Genomic DNA, 15,669 nt, shown 5'->3' on the forward strand with positions numbered 1-15,669 from the left:
TCAGCCTCCAATTGCTTCGGCGGGATCGACCTTGAGCGCCATACGGATGGCGACCACACTGGCGACAACGCAGATCGCAAGCACGGCGAAGAAGCCAAGCACCGAATCGAGCGGCATCAGCAGCACATATTTGGGGAAGAGCGGCGCGGAAAAGGTCGCGGCGATCTTGCCGACCACGAAGCCGATCACGCCCAGCGCGATTGCCTGTTGCATGATCATTGCGGCGATGGTGCGATTACGCGTGCCAATGAGTTTCAGCACGGCGATCTCCCGGATCTTGTCCATGGTCAGTGTATAGATGATGAAAGCGACGATGGCCGCGCTGACGACGGCGAGGATCACCAGGAACATGCCGATTTGTTTTGCCGAGGTGGAGATGAGCTTGCCAACGAGGATACCTTCCATCTGCGTGCGCGTGTAGACCGTCAAGCGCTTCCAGCGCCGGATGGATTCCGCGACTTCCTCCGGCGCGTGGGCCGGTTGCAACGTTACCAGCACCGCATTGACGAACGCATTGGTGCTTTGCGAGGCGATGACCGCGTCCAGGAGGCCGGGAACGCCGGGGCGGTTGAAGGCAGGATTGGCCTCGCTGCGGCGCCGGCTTTGCCAGATGGCGTCGTTGTCCTTGAGGAATTGCGCTTCCTGCGCGTCCTTGAGCGGAATGAATACCATCGGATCGCCGCTGGACGACACCATGCGCCGCGTCAGGCCTACCACGGTATATCGATTGCGGCGGATGACAATACGGTCCCCCAAGGCGAAGCCGGTGGCGCCGTCGGCTACCGCTTCAAAATGACCGCGCGTGATGTGACGCCCGGCCGTCAGGTAGAGCGGCCAGCCCGGCGTCCTTCCCGGTTCGCCGGGCGCAATGCCCACCACCATGGTGCGCACGTCGCTCTCGCCCCTGCGCACCTGCATCGTCAGGTAAGTCACATTCGCCGCATGGGCGACGCCCGGCATCGCCCGGATGGTGCGAACCACATCGTCGTTGAGACTGGAAGATTCCGCATAAGGGCCGAGCGTATCCTTTTGCACAACCCAGAGGTCGGCGCCGCTGTTGTCAAGCAAGGCTTTGCCATCGTCCACCATTCCCCGGTATACCCCGGCCATGACCAGCGTCACGCCGATCAGCAGACCGAGGCCGACGCCGGTGAAAACAAATTTTCCCCAGGCGTGCAAAATGTCGCGGCCGGCCAGGCTGATCATCGCGGTACTCCCGGCATGCGGTCGAGCACGTGAATACGGCTGCGCGCGGTCAGCGCCTTTTCGCTGTAGGCGACCACACGATCATTGACCTGAAGACCGTCGCGCACCTGCACGTAGCCGTCCAGGTCGGAAGCGCCCAGCTTGAGAGGGGAAAAGCGCAGGTCGCCATCGACGACCCGCCAGACGCCGGTCCTGTTGCCGTCTCTCCGTACTGCAGCATTGGGAATCGCGGCGGCGGCAGGAAGTGCCGGCAAATCGACGGTGACCTCAGCCAGTTCGCCAATGGGCGGCAATGGCTGGGGCAGGGCATCGAAGACCACTTTCGCAAGCATTTCTTCAGTGATCGCATCGGCCTTGGGTTCAATGCGCAGCACACGGCCTTTCAAGGTCAGACCGTCGCGCGAGCGCAGGGTGATTCGGGCCGGCAATCCGGCCGCGAGCCCCGCCGCTCCGATCTGATCGAAGCGCAGGTTGATCCACAGACTCTTGGGGTCGATGATCTCGACGACCGACTGGCCGGCGACAGCGGTGGTGCCCGGATCGGCGTCCCGCAACGCGACCACGCCATCGACCGGAGCAATCAGGCGCACGTTGCTTCTCTGCGCGGTCAGCGCGTCGCGGTCGGAACGTGTTCGCGCAAATTCTTCCCGGGCTGCCGACAGCGCGGCTTCCGCAATCTGCAATTCTTGCCGCTTCGTCGTGACGATTTCCTCGCTGACAAAGCGCACCTTGAACAACTGTTCATAGCGGCGCACCTGCGCCTGCGCATAGTCCTGCCGTGCTTCCGCTTCGCGCAAGACGGCCTGCGCGTGCCTGGAGGCAGATTCCTGCGAGCGAACCCGATCATCGAGATCGACGGGATCCATCTCACCCAGCACCTGGCCGGCTTTGACCTGGTCGCCCACATGGACGTCCAGCCGTTTGACGCGGCCGGCAAAGGTTGGGCCGATCTTGTAGGTGTAGCGCGCCTCCACCGTTCCGATACCGAACAGTGCCGGCGTAACGGCCCGTGACTCCACGGTAACGACTGTCACGGCGATCGGTGCGAGCGGGCCGGATCGCAAGCCGACGTAGATAAACAGGACAAGCAGTGGAACAAGCACTGCCAGCAGCGCCAGTGTGCGCTTCTGCATGGGTAGGCGTTTCATTGTGCGCTCCCGATCCCGCGGCGATAAATCGCAAATACGCGCGGCGCATCGCGTCTCATGCGCTGCACGTCTCCGGCCAGCAATGATTGCATGACCAGCCCCTGAATCGTGCCGATGAACAGGATCGCCGCGGCATCGCTATCGAGGGAGGCCGACAGTTCGCCACGTGCTTTTCCTTTTTCAATAAGCCGATTAAGGCGTTCGCCATAACGCTGAATCAAGGTCTGCACCATCTGCTTTGCCGGCGTTGAATCGGCGCGCTGGAGCTCTCCGAAGATCATCCGGGGTGCGCCCGGATGATCGACCACGAAATCGATGTGCGCCATAAACATCGCCTCCATGGCCGCCAGGGGGGATTCGATCCCCCGGGCCGATTGATCGATGCGCGCCAGGAGCCGCTCGGCGACCCACTCCATGACGGCCTGCCAGATCGAATCCTTGGTCGGGAAGTGCCGGAATAGCGCGCCCTGCGTCAGTTTCATGTGCTTTGCGATGGCAGCAGTGGTGATTTCACTGGGGTTTTGCGAACCGGCCAACTCGACCACGGCTTCGACTGTCACGGCGCGCCGCTCATCGGCGGGCAGCTTGGGACGTGGGTCCATGTGCGCTCCATTTAGGCAAGTAATTGATTACTATCTTAAATCAAAGCCAAAAAATGGCAAGGCGTAAACATCATTCACAACCATGAGCATGGCGAAACCCATCACACAGTTTGAATCATGCGGCCCAGCTTTAATAACATTAACATAACGAAATTCTTCAAAGAAAAGTCTTATGTCTTATAGAAGACTTGGCGGAACGGAAGTATAATTCGGGTAAGCCTCATTTCATTTGTCTGTACCCCGGGCATATGAAACAAGGACATGAGCCGCTTTTTCCAACAAACCAACTTATCGGAACCCCATGTTAGAAGCCTACCGTCAACACGTCGCCGAACGCGCCGCGCTCGGCATTCCTCCGCTGCCGCTGTCCGCAAAACAGACAGAAGAGCTGGTGGCATTGCTGAAGAACCCGCCGGCCGGCGAGGAAAAGTTCCTGGTCGACCTGATCACCCACCGCGTTCCCGCTGGTGTGGATGACGCTGCGAAGATCAAGGCGGCGTTCCTGGAAAAAGTCGCCAAGGGCACGGAAACCTGCGCGCTGATTTCGCGCAAGACAGCAACCCAGTTGCTGGGCACGATGCTCGGCGGCTTCAACATCAAGCCGATGATCGATCTGCTCAACGATGCCGAAGTGGGCGCCGTTGCTGCCGAGGGCCTGAAGAAGACCCTGCTGATGTTCGACTATTTCCACGACGTGAAGGAACTGGCCGACAAGGGCAGCGCCAACGCCAAGGCCGTGGTGCAATCCTGGGCCGATGCGGAGTGGTTCACCTCCCGTCCTGAAGTCCCGCAAAGCCTGACTCTGACCGTGTTCAAGGTCACCGGCGAAACCAACACCGACGATCTGTCGCCCGCACCCGATGCGACGACCCGTCCCGACATCCCGATGCACGCGCTGGCCATGCTGAAGAACCCGCGTCCGGGCATCAACGCCGACGAGCCGGGCAAGGTTGGCCCGATCAAGCAGATCGACGCGCTGAAAGCCAAGGGCAACCTGGTCGCCTACGTCGGCGACGTGGTCGGCACCGGCTCTTCCCGCAAGTCCGCAACCAACTCCGTGCTGTGGTTCACCGGCGAAGACATTCCCTTCATCCCGAACAAGCGTTTCGGCGGCGTCTGCCTCGGCAACAAGATCGCTCCGATTTTCTACAACACGATGGAAGATGCCGGCGCATTGCCGATCGAACTCGACGTGTCCAAGATGGACATGGGCGACGTGATCGAACTGCGTCCGTTCGAAGGCAAGGCACTGAAGAACGGCGAAGTCATCTCCGAATTCAAGGTCAAGTCCGACGTGCTGTTCGACGAAGTGCGCGCCGGCGGCCGCATTCCGCTGATCATCGGCCGCGGCCTGACCGCCAAGGCGCGCGAAGCACTCGGCCTGCCGCCGTCCACGCTGTTCCGCCTGCCGCAGAATCCGTCCGATTCGGGCAAGGGCTACTCGCTGGCGCAGAAGATGGTTGGCCGTGCATGCGGTCTGCCGGAACGCAAGGGCATTCGCCCGGGCACTTACTGCGAACCGAAGATGACCACCGTCGGCTCGCAAGACACCACCGGCCCGATGACCCGCGACGAGTTGAAGGACCTGGCTTGCCTCGGCTTCTCCGCCGACCTCGTCATGCAATCCTTCTGCCACACCGCCGCTTATCCGAAGCTGGTCGACGTGAAGATGCATCACGAACTGCCGACCTTCATCTCCAACCGCGGCGGTGTGTCGCTGCGCCCGGGCGACGGCGTGATCCACTCCTGGCTGAACCGCCTGCTGCTGCCGGATACCGTCGGCACCGGCGGCGACTCGCACACCCGTTTCCCGATCGGTATCTCGTTCCCGGCAGGCTCCGGCCTGGTCGCGTTCGCTGCAGCTACCGGCGTCATGCCGCTCGACATGCCGGAATCGGTACTGGTCCGCTTCAAGGGCGAAATGAAGCCCGGCGTGACCTTGCGTGACCTGGTCAACGCGATCCCGCTGTACGCGATCCGCCAGGGCATGCTGACGGTCGAGAAGAAGGGCAAGAAGAACATCTTCTCCGGCCGCATTCTCGAAATCGAAGGCTTGCCGAAGCTGAAGGTCGAGCAGGCATTCGAGCTGTCCGACGCGTCCGCCGAGCGTTCCGCCGCAGGTTGCACGGTGCACCTCGACAAAGAGCCGATCATGGAATACATGAATTCCAACATCACGCTGATGAAGTGGATGATTGCGAACGGCTACCAGGACAAGCGCACGCTGGAACGCCGCATCAAGGCAATGGAAGCATGGCTGGCCAAGCCGGAACTGCTGAAGGCCGACGCCGATGCCGAGTACGCCGCCGTGATCGAAATCGATCTGGCCGATATCAGCGAGCCGATCGTCGCCTGCCCGAACGATCCGGACGATGTGAAGACCCTGTCCGAAGTCTCCGGCGAAAAGATCGACGAAGTGTTCGTCGGTTCCTGCATGACCAACATCGGCCACTTCCGCGCAGCGTCCAAGCTCCTCGAAGGCAAGACCGATATTCCGGTTCGCCTGTGGATCGCTCCGCCGACCAAGATGGACCAGCAGGTGCTGACCAACGAAGGCCATTACGGCACGCTCGGCCGCACCGGCGCCCGCATGGAAATGCCGGGCTGCTCGCTGTGCATGGGTAACCAGGCGCAGATCCGCAAGGGTTCGACCGCGATGTCGACCTCGACCCGCAACTTCCCGAACCGTCTCGGTCTGGATACGCGCGTCTTCCTCGGCTCGGCTGAACTGGCGGCTGTCTGCGCAATGCTCGGGAAGATTCCGACGAAGGAAGAGTACATGGCAAATATCGGCATCATCGACAAGAATGCCGCCGATATCTACAAGTACATGAACTTCGACAAGATCGAGGAATTCCGCGAAGTTGCGGATACCGTCAAGGTCTGAATCTGACGACTGACCTGCGCATGACAACATGCGCAGGCGGGCACGGATGCAAGGCAAGACTCGTGATGCGGGTCTTGCCTTTTTTTCGTCCACTCCCAATAATCTTGCGAAATTCCGCCTGTACGTGTACGAGCTGACGTTCCGGGTTCTGATCGAAGCTGCGGATACTGGCCTAACCGATGCGATGACCCTGCAAGACGCCACCTGTGCCGCAGCGACTCGGCGCACCGAATCGATCGTTATGCTTGGTGACCGAACGATTCGTTGTGTAAAAGGGGGCGCTGCGAACCATTGCGGAAGCGGCAGGACTCGACGCAGGCGCCATCACGGAACTGGAAGGGCACGCCAACATAGAAGCGCAGAACGGAGTGCGCGTGATGGCTGTCGCGCGCGCCGATGACGAAGGTTCGCTTAACGTTGCTTACAGAGCGCGCTTTGAGGCGCAAGCAGTGATCGCCTAGCTTAGCCTAGAGCGCCTGGTTCGACAGACCTAGCCCTTGTCCACGGAAAACACGGAGATCAACAAAGCATGTTCGATGCTTTCCGCGCATTCCATGGACATCCATAATGTTCCGGCCACGACGGCAATGCATCAGGACACGCTCATTCGCTTTACCCCGGATGCTTTACTGCCGCTGCGTGGCAGGTCGCTGGACCAGCTTGCTTACCGATTCCAGTTCGGCTTCATCCAGGCTGCCTGCCAGCGCGGCAAGGTGCAAGCGGTCCGTCACGAGCGCGACTCGCGCCTGCAGCAGCGCCAGTTCGGCAGCCGTCGCCTCATTCTCTGCATTGAGCAGATCGAGTGTGGTGCGGTCGCCGACCTCGCGGCCGAGGCGGGTGGCGTCAAGCCGCGCGAGGCTGGCCTTGCGCGCCTGTTCCAGCGCCGCCACACGGCTGGCTCCGGTCGTGATGCCGAGCCATGCGGAACGTGTCTGCAGTGCGATCTGTTGGCGCAACCGGTCGCCGTCGGCGCGTGCCTTGTCGACCATGTGCAGCGCTTCTTCATGCTTTGCGCTGCGATAGCCGCCGGTGAATAAGGGAATGTTGAGCTGCACGCCGATCATGCGGTTGCTGCTCGTGTTTTCGGCGCTGCCATAGTCGCCGCTGCCATGCAGCCGGTCGCGGCCCATCTGCGCCACGAGATCGAGCGAGGGCGCGCCTGCGGCGCTGTGCTTTGCCGCTTCTTCTTCCGCGGCCTCCAGGCCCTTGGCCTGCATGCGCAGCGCAGGATTGTTCTGGTCCGCCGCCTTGAGCCAATGGTCGAACGGCAGCAAGCCTTGCGGCGCGGAGTCCGCATTCGGCTGCATCAGGGCCATGTCGTTCGGCCCGATGCCGGTCAGGTCGGTGAACGCGAGCTGCTTGATCTGCAGGTCGGTCTCGGCCATCAGGACCTGCGCCTTGACCGTCTCGGCGCGCGCCTGCGCTTCGTGCGTGTCGGTGATCGGCGAAGTGCCGAGCTTGTAGCGGTCCCTGGCTTCATTCAGCATGCGTTCCACGGCCATGTCCTGCTGGCGCAGCAGGCGCAGGGTGTCCGATGCGAGCACCACGTCGAAATAGCGCTCAGACACGCGCAGCATGAGGGACTGGCGCGCGTTCTGCCATTCCGCTTCCGCCACGTCCGCAGACAGGGAAAGCTGGCGGCTTTGCGCGAGCCGTTCGCGACTGATCAGCGGCTGCTTCGCGGACAGGGTATAGCGTTCCATCGTGCCGTTGTCGATGGAGGTGTCGAAGCTTACCCCGGAGGACTGGCCGAACCCCGGCGCGGAAAACTGTGCGCCCGCAGCATGGCTGTCATTGCTCATCCGGCCGGCGGCCGCGCTCAGCATCACGGAGGGACGCCACAAGGCACGCGCCTGCTCGCGCCGTGTATTGCCGGCTTCATACGCGGCCCGCGCCGCGGCATATTCACGGTCGTGCTGTTGTGCCCGTTCCCATGCCTCGCGCAGCGTCGTGCCATGCGAGGCTTGCACGGCCAGCGCCAGCAGCACGGACAACAGGGCGGAACTTGCGCGCTTCATGATCAGCCTTTCTCAAAGTGGCTTCGTACCCAGGTGATGAGTTCCTGCGCAGGAACCGCGCCCGACAGGCGGTCGATCTCGCGCCCGCCGCTGAACAGGATCAGGGTAGGGATACTGCGTATTCCGTAGCTCATGCTGGCGCGCGGGCAGGCTTCGGTGTCAACCTTGGCGAAGCGCACGCGGGGCATCTGGCGCGCGGCGGCGGCAAACTGCGGCGCCATCATCTTGCACGGGCCGCACCAGTCCGCCCAGAAGTCAACCAGGACCGGAAGTTCTGTTTTCGCTACGAATATCGGCAGGGTCGCGTCGCTGAGGGCGACCGGCTCGGCAGCCATCAGGGCGGTGCCACATTTGCCGCACACCGGGTTGTCCTGCAATCGCTCCTCGGGAACGCGGTTCACGGCTGCGCACGCCGGGCAGACGAGATGCATGATCGTCTCCCTTTAGCAGCCCCGGCGCGCACCCAGCTTGCGCAGGATGGTCTCCATCATGCACCAGTTGGTGAACCCGCTTTGCAGCAGGTTGGCGCCGACGAATGCCGTAAACGCAAGCCACCACTGGCTGACGAAGATCGGGCTGCCGGGAATGCCCAGCGCCAGCGAGAGCAGGATGAATGTGCCGGCGACGACACGAACGATTTGCCAGGAAGTCATGATCAATCTCCTTGTTGAGTAATGAAAGTCAAACGATTGCGATAAGCGACGAAGTACAGCAGGGGAATCACCACCAGCGTCAGCATGGTGGACACCAGGATGCCGAAAATCAGCGAGATCGCCAGCCCGTTGAAGATCGGATCGTCCAGGATGAAGAACGCGCCCAGCATCGCAGCCAGACCGGTCAGCATGATGGGCTGCGCACGCGTGATGGCCGAGTTGACCACCGCGTCCTTGAACGGCATGCCGGCGCGCACCTGCAGGTTGATGAAGTCCACCAGCAGGATCGAATTGCGCACGATGATGCCGGCCAGCGCGATCATGCCGATCATGCTGGTGGCGGTGTACTGCGCGCCGAGCAGGGCGTGCCCCGGCATCACGCCGATGATGGTCAGCGGAATCGGCGCCATGATGATCAGCGGCGTCAGGTAGGAGCCGAACTGCGCGACGACCAGCAGATAAATCAGGATCAGCCCGACCGCATAGGCGGCGCCCATGTCGCGGAAGGTCTCATACGTGATCTGCCATTCGCCGTCCCATTTGATCGCATAGTCGCGGTATGGGTCCTCCGGTTGCCTGATGAAGTACTCCATCAGTCCGCCGCCGCTCGGCGAGGAAAGCGCGGACAGCTCCTTGCGCATCGAGAACATGCCATACAGCGGGCTGTCGATCTTGCCGGCCATGTCGGCCACCGCGTAATTCACTGGCAGCAGATCCTTGTGATACACCGGCTGTTCACGAAGGGTATCGCTGGCGTTCACCAGTTCGCGGATCGGCACCAGCTTGCCGGAGGCGGAGCGCACCGAAAGCTGGAGCAGCGCGTCGAGGTCGCCGTGGCGATCGGCCGGGAGCTGCAGGATCGCGGCCGCGGGATACTTGCTGTCGTCATGCAGATAGGTCGCGCTTTCGCCCGCCAGTCCGGCGCGCAACGTGCTCACGATCGCCTGCTGCGGCACGCCGAGCAATGCGGCCTTGCGGCGATCGACCAGCAGCACGGTCTTCGGCGCCATGGCGATGCTGCTGTCGTCGACATCCACCACGCCGGCTGTCTTGTTGAATACCGCACGCACCGCCTTGGCCATCTGCCGGCGGCCTTCCGCTTCCGGGCCGTAGATTTCCGCCACGATCGGGGCCAGGACCGGCGGACCGGGCGGCACCTCCACCACTTTTACATTCGCGCCAAAGCGCTGGCCGATCTTCTGCAGGGCGGGGCGCAGTCGTGTCGCAATCGCATGGCTTTGCTCGTCGCGGTGATGCTTGTCCACCAGGTTGACCTGGATGTCGCCGATGTCGCCGCCGGAGCGCAGGTAATACTGGCGCACCAGCCCGTTGAAATTGATCGGCGCGGCCGTCCCGGCGTAGGCCTGGTAGTCGGTGACTTCAGGCACGGTGGCCAGATAGACGCCGAGTTCATGCAAGGCAGCCGCTGTCTGTTCCAGCGGCGTTCCGGCCGGCATGTCGACCACGACCTGGAACTCCGACTTGTTGTCGAAGGGGAGCATCTTCAGCAGCACAAGTCCGGCTGCCGGCAATAGCATGGACAGCGCGATCAGGCCCGCGATACCGAGCCCCAGCAGGCGCCGGTTGCGCTTGCCGCGCGTGTCGTCGAGAAAGGGGCGGAAGATGCGCTGGAACAGCGGCGCCAGCCGTGCGGACAGACCGTGCGGCGCTTCATCGTGGGAAGTTCCGTGCGTCGTCTTCATCCAGATCCGCGCCAGCCACGGCGTGACCACGAAGGCAATCGCGAGCGAAAGCAGCATGCCCATGCTCGCGTTGATCGGAATCGGGCTCATGTACGGCCCCATCAGCCCAGTCACGAAAGCCATCGGAAGGAGCGCGGCGATCACGGTCAGCGTTGCGAGTATGGTCGGGCCACCCACTTCATCGACCGCGTGCGGAATGATTTCCGCCAGCGGCCGGCCGGGCGCTAGTTGCTGATGACGGTGGATGTTCTCCACCACCACGATGGCGTCATCGACCAGGATGCCGATCGAGAAGATCAGGGCGAACAGGGACACGCGATTCAGCGTGAATCCCCAGGCCCAGGACGCGAACAGCGTCACGGTCAGAGTCAGGATCACGGCGCTGCCGACAATGGCCGCCTCGCGTTTTCCCAGCGCAATGAAAACCAGTGCGACCACCGACAAAGTGGCGAACAGCAGCTTCTGGATCAGCTTCTGCGCCTTGTCGTTGGCGGTAGCGCCGTAATTGCGTGTTTCCGCGACCTGCACGTCGGCCGGAATCACGGTGTTCTTCAACACGTCGACACGGCGCATCAAGGCATTGGCTACGTCGATGGCGTTCTCGCCCGGTTTCTTTGTAATGGCGATGCTCACGGCCGGATATTCGCCGCCATCCTTTCCGGCGACACCGTGCCAGACATAGCGCGCAGGCGGCAAGGGGCCATCGCGCACGGCAGCCACGTCCTGCAGGAATACCGGCTTGCCGTCGCGTGCCGCGACCACCAGTTCGCCAACCTCACGGGCATCCTTCAGGAACGGTCCGGATTCGACCTCGACGGCGCGATTGCCGGACAGCAGTTCGCCCACCGGCAAGCCGAGATTGGCCGACTGCAGCGCCATGCGCAGGTCCGACACGGTGACGCCGGAGCCGGCCATGCGGGCCGGGTCCAGTTCGACCAGGATTGCGCGGCCCGGTCCACCGATCGTTGTCACTTCCCGTGTGCCGGGGACGCGCTTGAGATCGGCCTCGATGCTGTGCGCGATGCGTTCAAGATCGTAAGCACCGGTGTCGGCCTTCTTGCTGAACAAGGTGAAGGTGACAATCGGCACGTCGTCGATGCCCTTGGGCTTGATGATCGGATCGAGCACGCCCAAGCCCCTGGGCAGCCAGTCGGCGTTCGAGTGAACCGTATCGTACAGGCGCACCAGCGCTTCGGTGCGCGGCACGCCGACCTTGTATTGCACGGTGAGGATCGCAACGCCGGGTCGCGAGACCGACATCACGTGTTCAATGCCGGCAATCTGCGACAGGACCTGTTCGGCCGGCGTGGCGACCATCTGCTCCACGTCGCGCGCCGAAGCACCGGGGAAGGGGATCAGCACGTTTGCCATCGTCACGTTGATCTGGGGTTCCTCCTCGCGCGGCGTGACGATCACGGCGAAGGCGCCGAGCAGGAGTGCCGCCAGCGCCAGCAAGGGCGTGATCCTTGCGCTCTGAAAAAATGCCGCGATGCGGCCGGAAATACCAAGCTGTACGTTCATCGTCGGTCCTTAGCGCACGCGTGCGGCTGCCTGCGGATCGATCACCACGCGTTCTCCGTGTGCGACGCCAGACAGGATTTCGACCCGATCATTTTCCACGCGCCCGAGCCGCACCTGGCGCAAGACCGGCCGCCCATTGGAATCGATGACATAGAGGCCGGTCATTTCGGCGCGCCGTACGATCGCCGCGCTTGGCACATACAAGCGTCCGGAAGCTGCGGCTTGCGAGGGCAGCCACACGCGGGCAAACATGCCGGGAGTGACGCCTTTCACATCTGCGGGAAGATCGACTCGCACCTGCGCCGAATGCGTCCCGGCGTCGATGGTCGGCAGCACCTGCACCTGCGGCCGTGTCAGCCACTGCCGGTCCGCGGGAAGGCTTGGCAACTCAATCTTGGCCGCTTGGCCTGCGGCGACGCGTCCCAGCGCCGTCTGAGGCACGGCTGCCGTCACACGCAGCGCGCCCGGGTCGTACAGGGTCAGAAGCGGGCGTCCCGGCATGGCCATGTCACCCAAGGTAATCGGCACATCCGCGACCACGCCTGCGTATGGCGCCTTGACCGCATAGAAGCCGGACTGGATATTCGCGGCGCTCGCCTGGGCGATTTGCGCCTTCAATTGGGCTGAGGTCGCGCGATACTGTGCTTCGGCGCGTTCGAGCGCGGCCTGGCTGATGTATTGCTTCTGGAAGAGCTGCTGCTGGCGTTGATAGTCCTTGGTCGCCACTTCCAGTGCGGAGCGCGCTGCCTGCACCTGTGCTTCGCTGGCGGCACTGTTTTGCGTTGCGGCGCGTGCATCAATGCGCACCAGCACCTGGCCTTCCTTGACCACGTCGCCGGCCTTGACGGAAAGGGCGACGACAGCGCCGGGCACTTGTGCCGCCAGGACGGTCTGACGCACCGCCTCGACAACGCCGTCGTAAGGGGATGCCTCTGCGCCCCCGGTCGACTGGACGGTCACCGTCGCCAAGCCGTCCTGCGCCGGCGCTGCGCCGGATGCATGGACCACAAGGGCGGCGATCAACAGACCGAACAGGGTTTTCTTCAACATATCCTTCTCCAGATGCATGTGGTGCAAATGCCGCTCGGATGATTGGCATTTGAATTTTTCTCTGTTATTATGTAACCAGTTAATTAAATACGCAAGCACCTTAATAGACAAACGTGTGTACAGGGCCGAATTGCTGAGGCAGAATGAAACCCTTTAATTGTTCATCGGTATCCAATATGCAAGATTTACCTCTGGAAGCGCTGGATCAGGTAGCGTCCTATTTCCAGGCGCTCTCCGAGCCCACGCGTTTGCGCATTCTCACGCTCCTGCGAAGCGGGGAACGCAACGTGGGAGAGCTGGCCGAGTTGTGTGAATACACATCGGCAAATATCTCCCGGCATCTGGCGATCCTCAGCAAGCACGGCTTGGTTGCGCGTGAGAACCGAGGCACCAGTGTCTATTACCGTATCGCCGACGAATCGGTCTATGCGTTGTGCGACCTGGTCTGCGGCAGCATCGCCCGCCAGTTCGAGCAGCACGCCCGCGAACGGCAGCCGTTCATTCAGACGGCCGCGCGTACCAAGCGTCGGTAGATATCCCGGCGCATGTCAGGCAAAGGCATGCACTTGTTGAACTTCCGTGTATTCGGGGTATGTCCTGTTTGATTTTTTACCTGATGGAGAGATGACATGAAGTCGAATGTAGGCGGTATCGACCGCGTTTTGCGCGTCGTGTTTGGCCTGGCCTTGATCGCTGCCAGTTTGTTGGGCGCCATCGGGGCGTGGGGCTGGCTCGGCCTGATCCCTCTCGCAACCGGCGTATTCGGCTTCTGCCCGGCCTACATGCCGTTCGGGCTGCGCACCTGCAGCGTCAAGAATGATGCAAAACCGTAATCGGCAAAGGAACGAACAGGCATGAGCACATTTCCTCCCAATTACCGCGAGCTGACGCAGTCGGTCTCGAAAAATCTCGCCACCTTGCGCACTGACCTTCCGGATGTGATGAAGGGATTCAGCGACCTGGCGCGCGCCGCATCCCGCGATGGCGCTCTCGACAAGAAAACCAAAGAGCTGATCGCACTGGCGCTCGGCATCGCGGCGCATTGCGATGCCTGCATCGGATTCCACATGCAGGCGCTGGTGAAACTCGGCGCGACCAAGGCCGAGGTGGAAGAAGCCCTGGGCATGGCCGTCTACATGGGAGGCGGACCGTCGCTCATGTATTCCGCCAACGCGATAGCCGCTTTCGACGAATTTTCCGCCGCGGCAGCATAGCGATTCCGCCGAGAAGCACCGTGTCAGGCGTGAAGAAACAAGCCTGGCACGGCGCGATACATCGTCAGGGAGTCGGCTCTTTATCCGAGGAAAAGAGATCCCACGCGGCGATGAACAAGGCGGCGATCACCGGCCCGATCACGAAACCGTGCAGGCCGAAGAGTGCCATCCCCCCGAGGGTCGAGACCAGCACCACGTAATCCGGCATCTGTGTGTCCTTGCCGACGAGGATAGGGCGCAGGACGTTGTCGACCAGGCCGATCACGAGTACGCCGAAGGCAGTCAGGGTGACGCCTTGCCAGATCGATCCGGTGAGAAGGAAATAGACCGCAACCGGCGCCCAGACCATGGCCGTGCCCACCGCAGGCAGCAGTGAAAGAAAGGCCATCACCACGCCCCACACGAGCGGCCCCTGAACGCCGAGAAACCAGAAAATCAATCCGCCCAGCGCGCCTTGCACGATGGCGACAACGATGTTTCCCTTGACCGTGGCGCGGATGACGGTGGTGAATTTGAGGAAGAAATAGCGCTTGTGTTCCGTGCTCAGCGGAATCGCCTGCTTTATGCGCGCCGTCAGGGTCCGGCCATCACGCAGAAAAAAGAACATCAGGTAAAGCATGATGCCGACGCCGACGATGAATCCGAAGGTGTTCTGCCCGACATTCAGCGCCTGCGACGCGATGAACTGGCTGCCTTCTACGGCGGCCGCCGACAGCTTCTTCTGGATGGACGCCAGGTCGCCGAGATCGAAGCGTTCCAGCAATCCGATCAGCCAGGATGGCAAGGCGTTGATCACCTGCTGAAGGTACGCCCCGAAATCCAGCGAACCGGAACGCATCTGCTGATAGATGGCCGTCGCCTCCTTGCCCAAAGCCGCGGTAATCAGCGCAAGCGGAAAAATCACGATGATCAGAAACAGCAACAGGGTCGTGATTGCCGCCAGATTCCTTCTCTGCCGCATGGCAACCAGCAGCTTCCGATAGATCGGCTCGAACAGGATCGCCACCACGGCACCCCAGAACAGCGCGCCATAGAAGGGCAAGAGAATCCATCCGAACGCCAGCGTGACCACGACCAGCAACAAGAGGAAAGTCTTTTCGTGCAGTTCCGGGTGCGTCATTGATTTCTCCAGGGCGGACAGGGCATTGGTGCATTGGTGCATCGCTGCGTCTTCGATGTCAGCGACGACTGCTTTCATATGCTGGCGATCACCATAAGTTAAACACCACCGTTAATCAACAGCATCCCGTGCGGTGCCTTGTGTTGAGTTCCTTGTTGTTCTCGGCGTTCCATTTCGCCATCCGCGCATCAAGAGGGACTTTCTTTTCTTACTCATACGACATATTCGCAAGCGAAATGTCACGTATTTGAAATCGAAATTTCCAAATTCCTGGCTTTACCCACATAGTGCATATGGGTATATAACTATATGCGTAATGAGGGATTAAATCGCAACCCTCATGGCATCGACGCGCAGTTTGGCTTCTTTAAGGGGGAAAGTCATGCGTTTTCGAGCATTCACCGCTGCGGCCTGCATCTGCCTCGCCGCCTCTCTGGTCCAGGCCGCAACCGGCCAGCCGCCGGCCAGACTCTTCAAGTCCACCGCCGATCACGGCAAGTTCACCGCCTTGCAGCAGGACTTCAAGTCCGGCCCGGAGGTTACCAAG

Annotated in this window: 14 protein-coding genes; 4 read left to right on the forward strand and 10 right to left on the reverse strand. The window is 61.7% G+C overall.

The window, feature by feature from the left end; all coding sequences use genetic code 11:
• The 3 genes from VJ651_RS23490 to VJ651_RS23500 are packed head-to-tail and all read right to left on the reverse strand — an operon-like array spanning window position 1 to window position 2,956.
• A complete protein-coding gene (locus tag VJ651_RS23490) occupies window positions 1–1,206 on the reverse strand; it encodes an ABC transporter permease (protein ID WP_324109756.1) in 1,206 nt (401 codons plus the stop codon).
• Window positions 1,203–2,354, reverse strand: a complete 1,152-nt coding sequence (locus tag VJ651_RS23495) for an efflux RND transporter periplasmic adaptor subunit (protein ID WP_324109757.1) — start codon at window positions 2,352–2,354, stop codon at window positions 1,203–1,205. The genes VJ651_RS23490 and VJ651_RS23495 overlap by 4 nt, the downstream gene beginning before the upstream one ends.
• A complete protein-coding gene (locus VJ651_RS23500) occupies window positions 2,351–2,956 on the reverse strand; it encodes a TetR/AcrR family transcriptional regulator (protein ID WP_324109758.1) in 606 nt (201 codons plus the stop codon). Before VJ651_RS23500 ends, VJ651_RS23495 begins: the two co-directional genes overlap by 4 nt.
• A gap of 301 nt (window positions 2,957–3,257) precedes the next feature.
• On the opposite strand from VJ651_RS23500, the gene VJ651_RS23505 reads away from it, so the two are divergent.
• Complete coding sequence (locus VJ651_RS23505; protein ID WP_324109759.1) at window positions 3,258–5,843, forward strand: bifunctional aconitate hydratase 2/2-methylisocitrate dehydratase; 2,586 nt, start codon at window positions 3,258–3,260, stop codon at window positions 5,841–5,843.
• 239 nt (window positions 5,844–6,082) lie between these two features.
• Here the strand turns inward: VJ651_RS23505 and VJ651_RS23510 are convergent, their stop codons facing one another.
• The 6 genes from VJ651_RS23510 to VJ651_RS23535 form a co-directional block, all read right to left on the reverse strand.
• Window positions 6,083–6,289: a hypothetical protein gene (locus VJ651_RS23510; RefSeq protein ID WP_324109760.1), complete on the reverse strand. Its 207-nt coding sequence runs from the start codon at window positions 6,287–6,289 to the stop codon at window positions 6,083–6,085.
• A gap of 180 nt (window positions 6,290–6,469) precedes the next feature.
• A complete protein-coding gene (locus tag VJ651_RS23515; protein WP_324109761.1) occupies window positions 6,470–7,861 on the reverse strand; it encodes a TolC family outer membrane protein in 1,392 nt (463 codons plus the stop codon).
• A gap of 2 nt (window positions 7,862–7,863) precedes the next feature.
• Window positions 7,864–8,292 carry a thioredoxin TrxC gene (gene trxC, locus VJ651_RS23520; RefSeq protein ID WP_324109762.1) on the reverse strand — a complete coding sequence of 143 codons (429 nt, stop codon included), beginning with the start codon at window positions 8,290–8,292 and terminating at the stop codon, window positions 7,864–7,866.
• Window positions 8,293–8,304: 12 nt separating this feature from the next.
• Window positions 8,305–8,514, reverse strand: coding sequence for a YgaP family membrane protein (locus VJ651_RS23525; protein ID WP_136418978.1), 210 nt, complete (start codon window positions 8,512–8,514; stop codon window positions 8,305–8,307).
• A 2-nt stretch (window positions 8,515–8,516) separates the two neighbouring features.
• Window positions 8,517–11,738 carry an efflux RND transporter permease subunit gene (locus tag VJ651_RS23530; RefSeq protein ID WP_324109763.1) on the reverse strand — a complete coding sequence of 1,074 codons (3,222 nt, stop codon included), beginning with the start codon at window positions 11,736–11,738 and terminating at the stop codon, window positions 8,517–8,519.
• Between the two features lie 9 nt (window positions 11,739–11,747).
• Entirely contained in the window at window positions 11,748–12,788 is a 1,041-nt protein-coding gene (locus tag VJ651_RS23535) for an efflux RND transporter periplasmic adaptor subunit (protein WP_324109764.1), read from the reverse strand.
• Between the two features lie 176 nt (window positions 12,789–12,964).
• Here VJ651_RS23535 and VJ651_RS23540 point away from each other — a divergent pair, with 176 nt between their 5' ends.
• From VJ651_RS23540 to VJ651_RS23550, 3 genes are all read left to right on the forward strand, one after another.
• On the forward strand, window positions 12,965–13,321 hold the full coding sequence (locus VJ651_RS23540; RefSeq protein WP_136418975.1) for an ArsR/SmtB family transcription factor: 357 nt from the start codon (window positions 12,965–12,967) through the stop codon (window positions 13,319–13,321).
• A gap of 96 nt (window positions 13,322–13,417) precedes the next feature.
• Window positions 13,418–13,621 carry a YgaP family membrane protein gene (locus tag VJ651_RS23545; protein WP_136418974.1) on the forward strand — a complete coding sequence of 68 codons (204 nt, stop codon included), beginning with the start codon at window positions 13,418–13,420 and terminating at the stop codon, window positions 13,619–13,621.
• Between the two features lie 21 nt (window positions 13,622–13,642).
• Window positions 13,643–14,002: a carboxymuconolactone decarboxylase family protein gene (locus tag VJ651_RS23550; RefSeq protein WP_292936570.1), complete on the forward strand. Its 360-nt coding sequence runs from the start codon at window positions 13,643–13,645 to the stop codon at window positions 14,000–14,002.
• Between the two features lie 64 nt (window positions 14,003–14,066).
• Here VJ651_RS23550 and VJ651_RS23555 read toward each other — a convergent pair whose 3' ends face one another.
• Complete coding sequence (locus VJ651_RS23555) at window positions 14,067–15,122, reverse strand: AI-2E family transporter (RefSeq protein WP_324109767.1); 1,056 nt, start codon at window positions 15,120–15,122, stop codon at window positions 14,067–14,069.
• Between the last annotated feature and the right edge of the window lie 547 nt (window positions 15,123–15,669).

The organism is Noviherbaspirillum sp. (assembly GCF_035254865.1).
In the GTDB taxonomy this organism is placed as follows: Bacteria; Pseudomonadota; Gammaproteobacteria; order Burkholderiales; family Burkholderiaceae_D; genus Noviherbaspirillum.

Coding starts and splice junctions, on each gene's coding strand:
- VJ651_RS23490 (WP_324109756.1), bottom strand. CDS start 1,206: ATGATCAGCCTGGCCGGCCGCGACATTTTGCACGCCTGGGGAAAATTT.
- VJ651_RS23495 (WP_324109757.1), bottom strand. CDS start 2,354: ATGAAACGCCTACCCATGCAGAAGCGCACACTGGCGCTGCTGGCAGTG.
- VJ651_RS23500 (WP_324109758.1), bottom strand. CDS start 2,956: ATGGACCCACGTCCCAAGCTGCCCGCCGATGAGCGGCGCGCCGTGACA.
- VJ651_RS23505 (WP_324109759.1), top strand. CDS start 3,258: ATGTTAGAAGCCTACCGTCAACACGTCGCCGAACGCGCCGCGCTCGGC.
- VJ651_RS23515 (WP_324109761.1), bottom strand. CDS start 7,861: ATGAAGCGCGCAAGTTCCGCCCTGTTGTCCGTGCTGCTGGCGCTGGCC.
- trxC (WP_324109762.1), bottom strand. CDS start 8,292: ATGCATCTCGTCTGCCCGGCGTGCGCAGCCGTGAACCGCGTTCCCGAG.
- VJ651_RS23525 (WP_136418978.1), bottom strand. CDS start 8,514: ATGACTTCCTGGCAAATCGTTCGTGTCGTCGCCGGCACATTCATCCTG.
- VJ651_RS23530 (WP_324109763.1), bottom strand. CDS start 11,738: ATGAACGTACAGCTTGGTATTTCCGGCCGCATCGCGGCATTTTTTCAG.
- VJ651_RS23535 (WP_324109764.1), bottom strand. CDS start 12,788: ATGTTGAAGAAAACCCTGTTCGGTCTGTTGATCGCCGCCCTTGTGGTC.
- VJ651_RS23540 (WP_136418975.1), top strand. CDS start 12,965: ATGCAAGATTTACCTCTGGAAGCGCTGGATCAGGTAGCGTCCTATTTC.
- VJ651_RS23545 (WP_136418974.1), top strand. CDS start 13,418: ATGAAGTCGAATGTAGGCGGTATCGACCGCGTTTTGCGCGTCGTGTTT.
- VJ651_RS23550 (WP_292936570.1), top strand. CDS start 13,643: ATGAGCACATTTCCTCCCAATTACCGCGAGCTGACGCAGTCGGTCTCG.
- VJ651_RS23555 (WP_324109767.1), bottom strand. CDS start 15,122: ATGACGCACCCGGAACTGCACGAAAAGACTTTCCTCTTGTTGCTGGTC.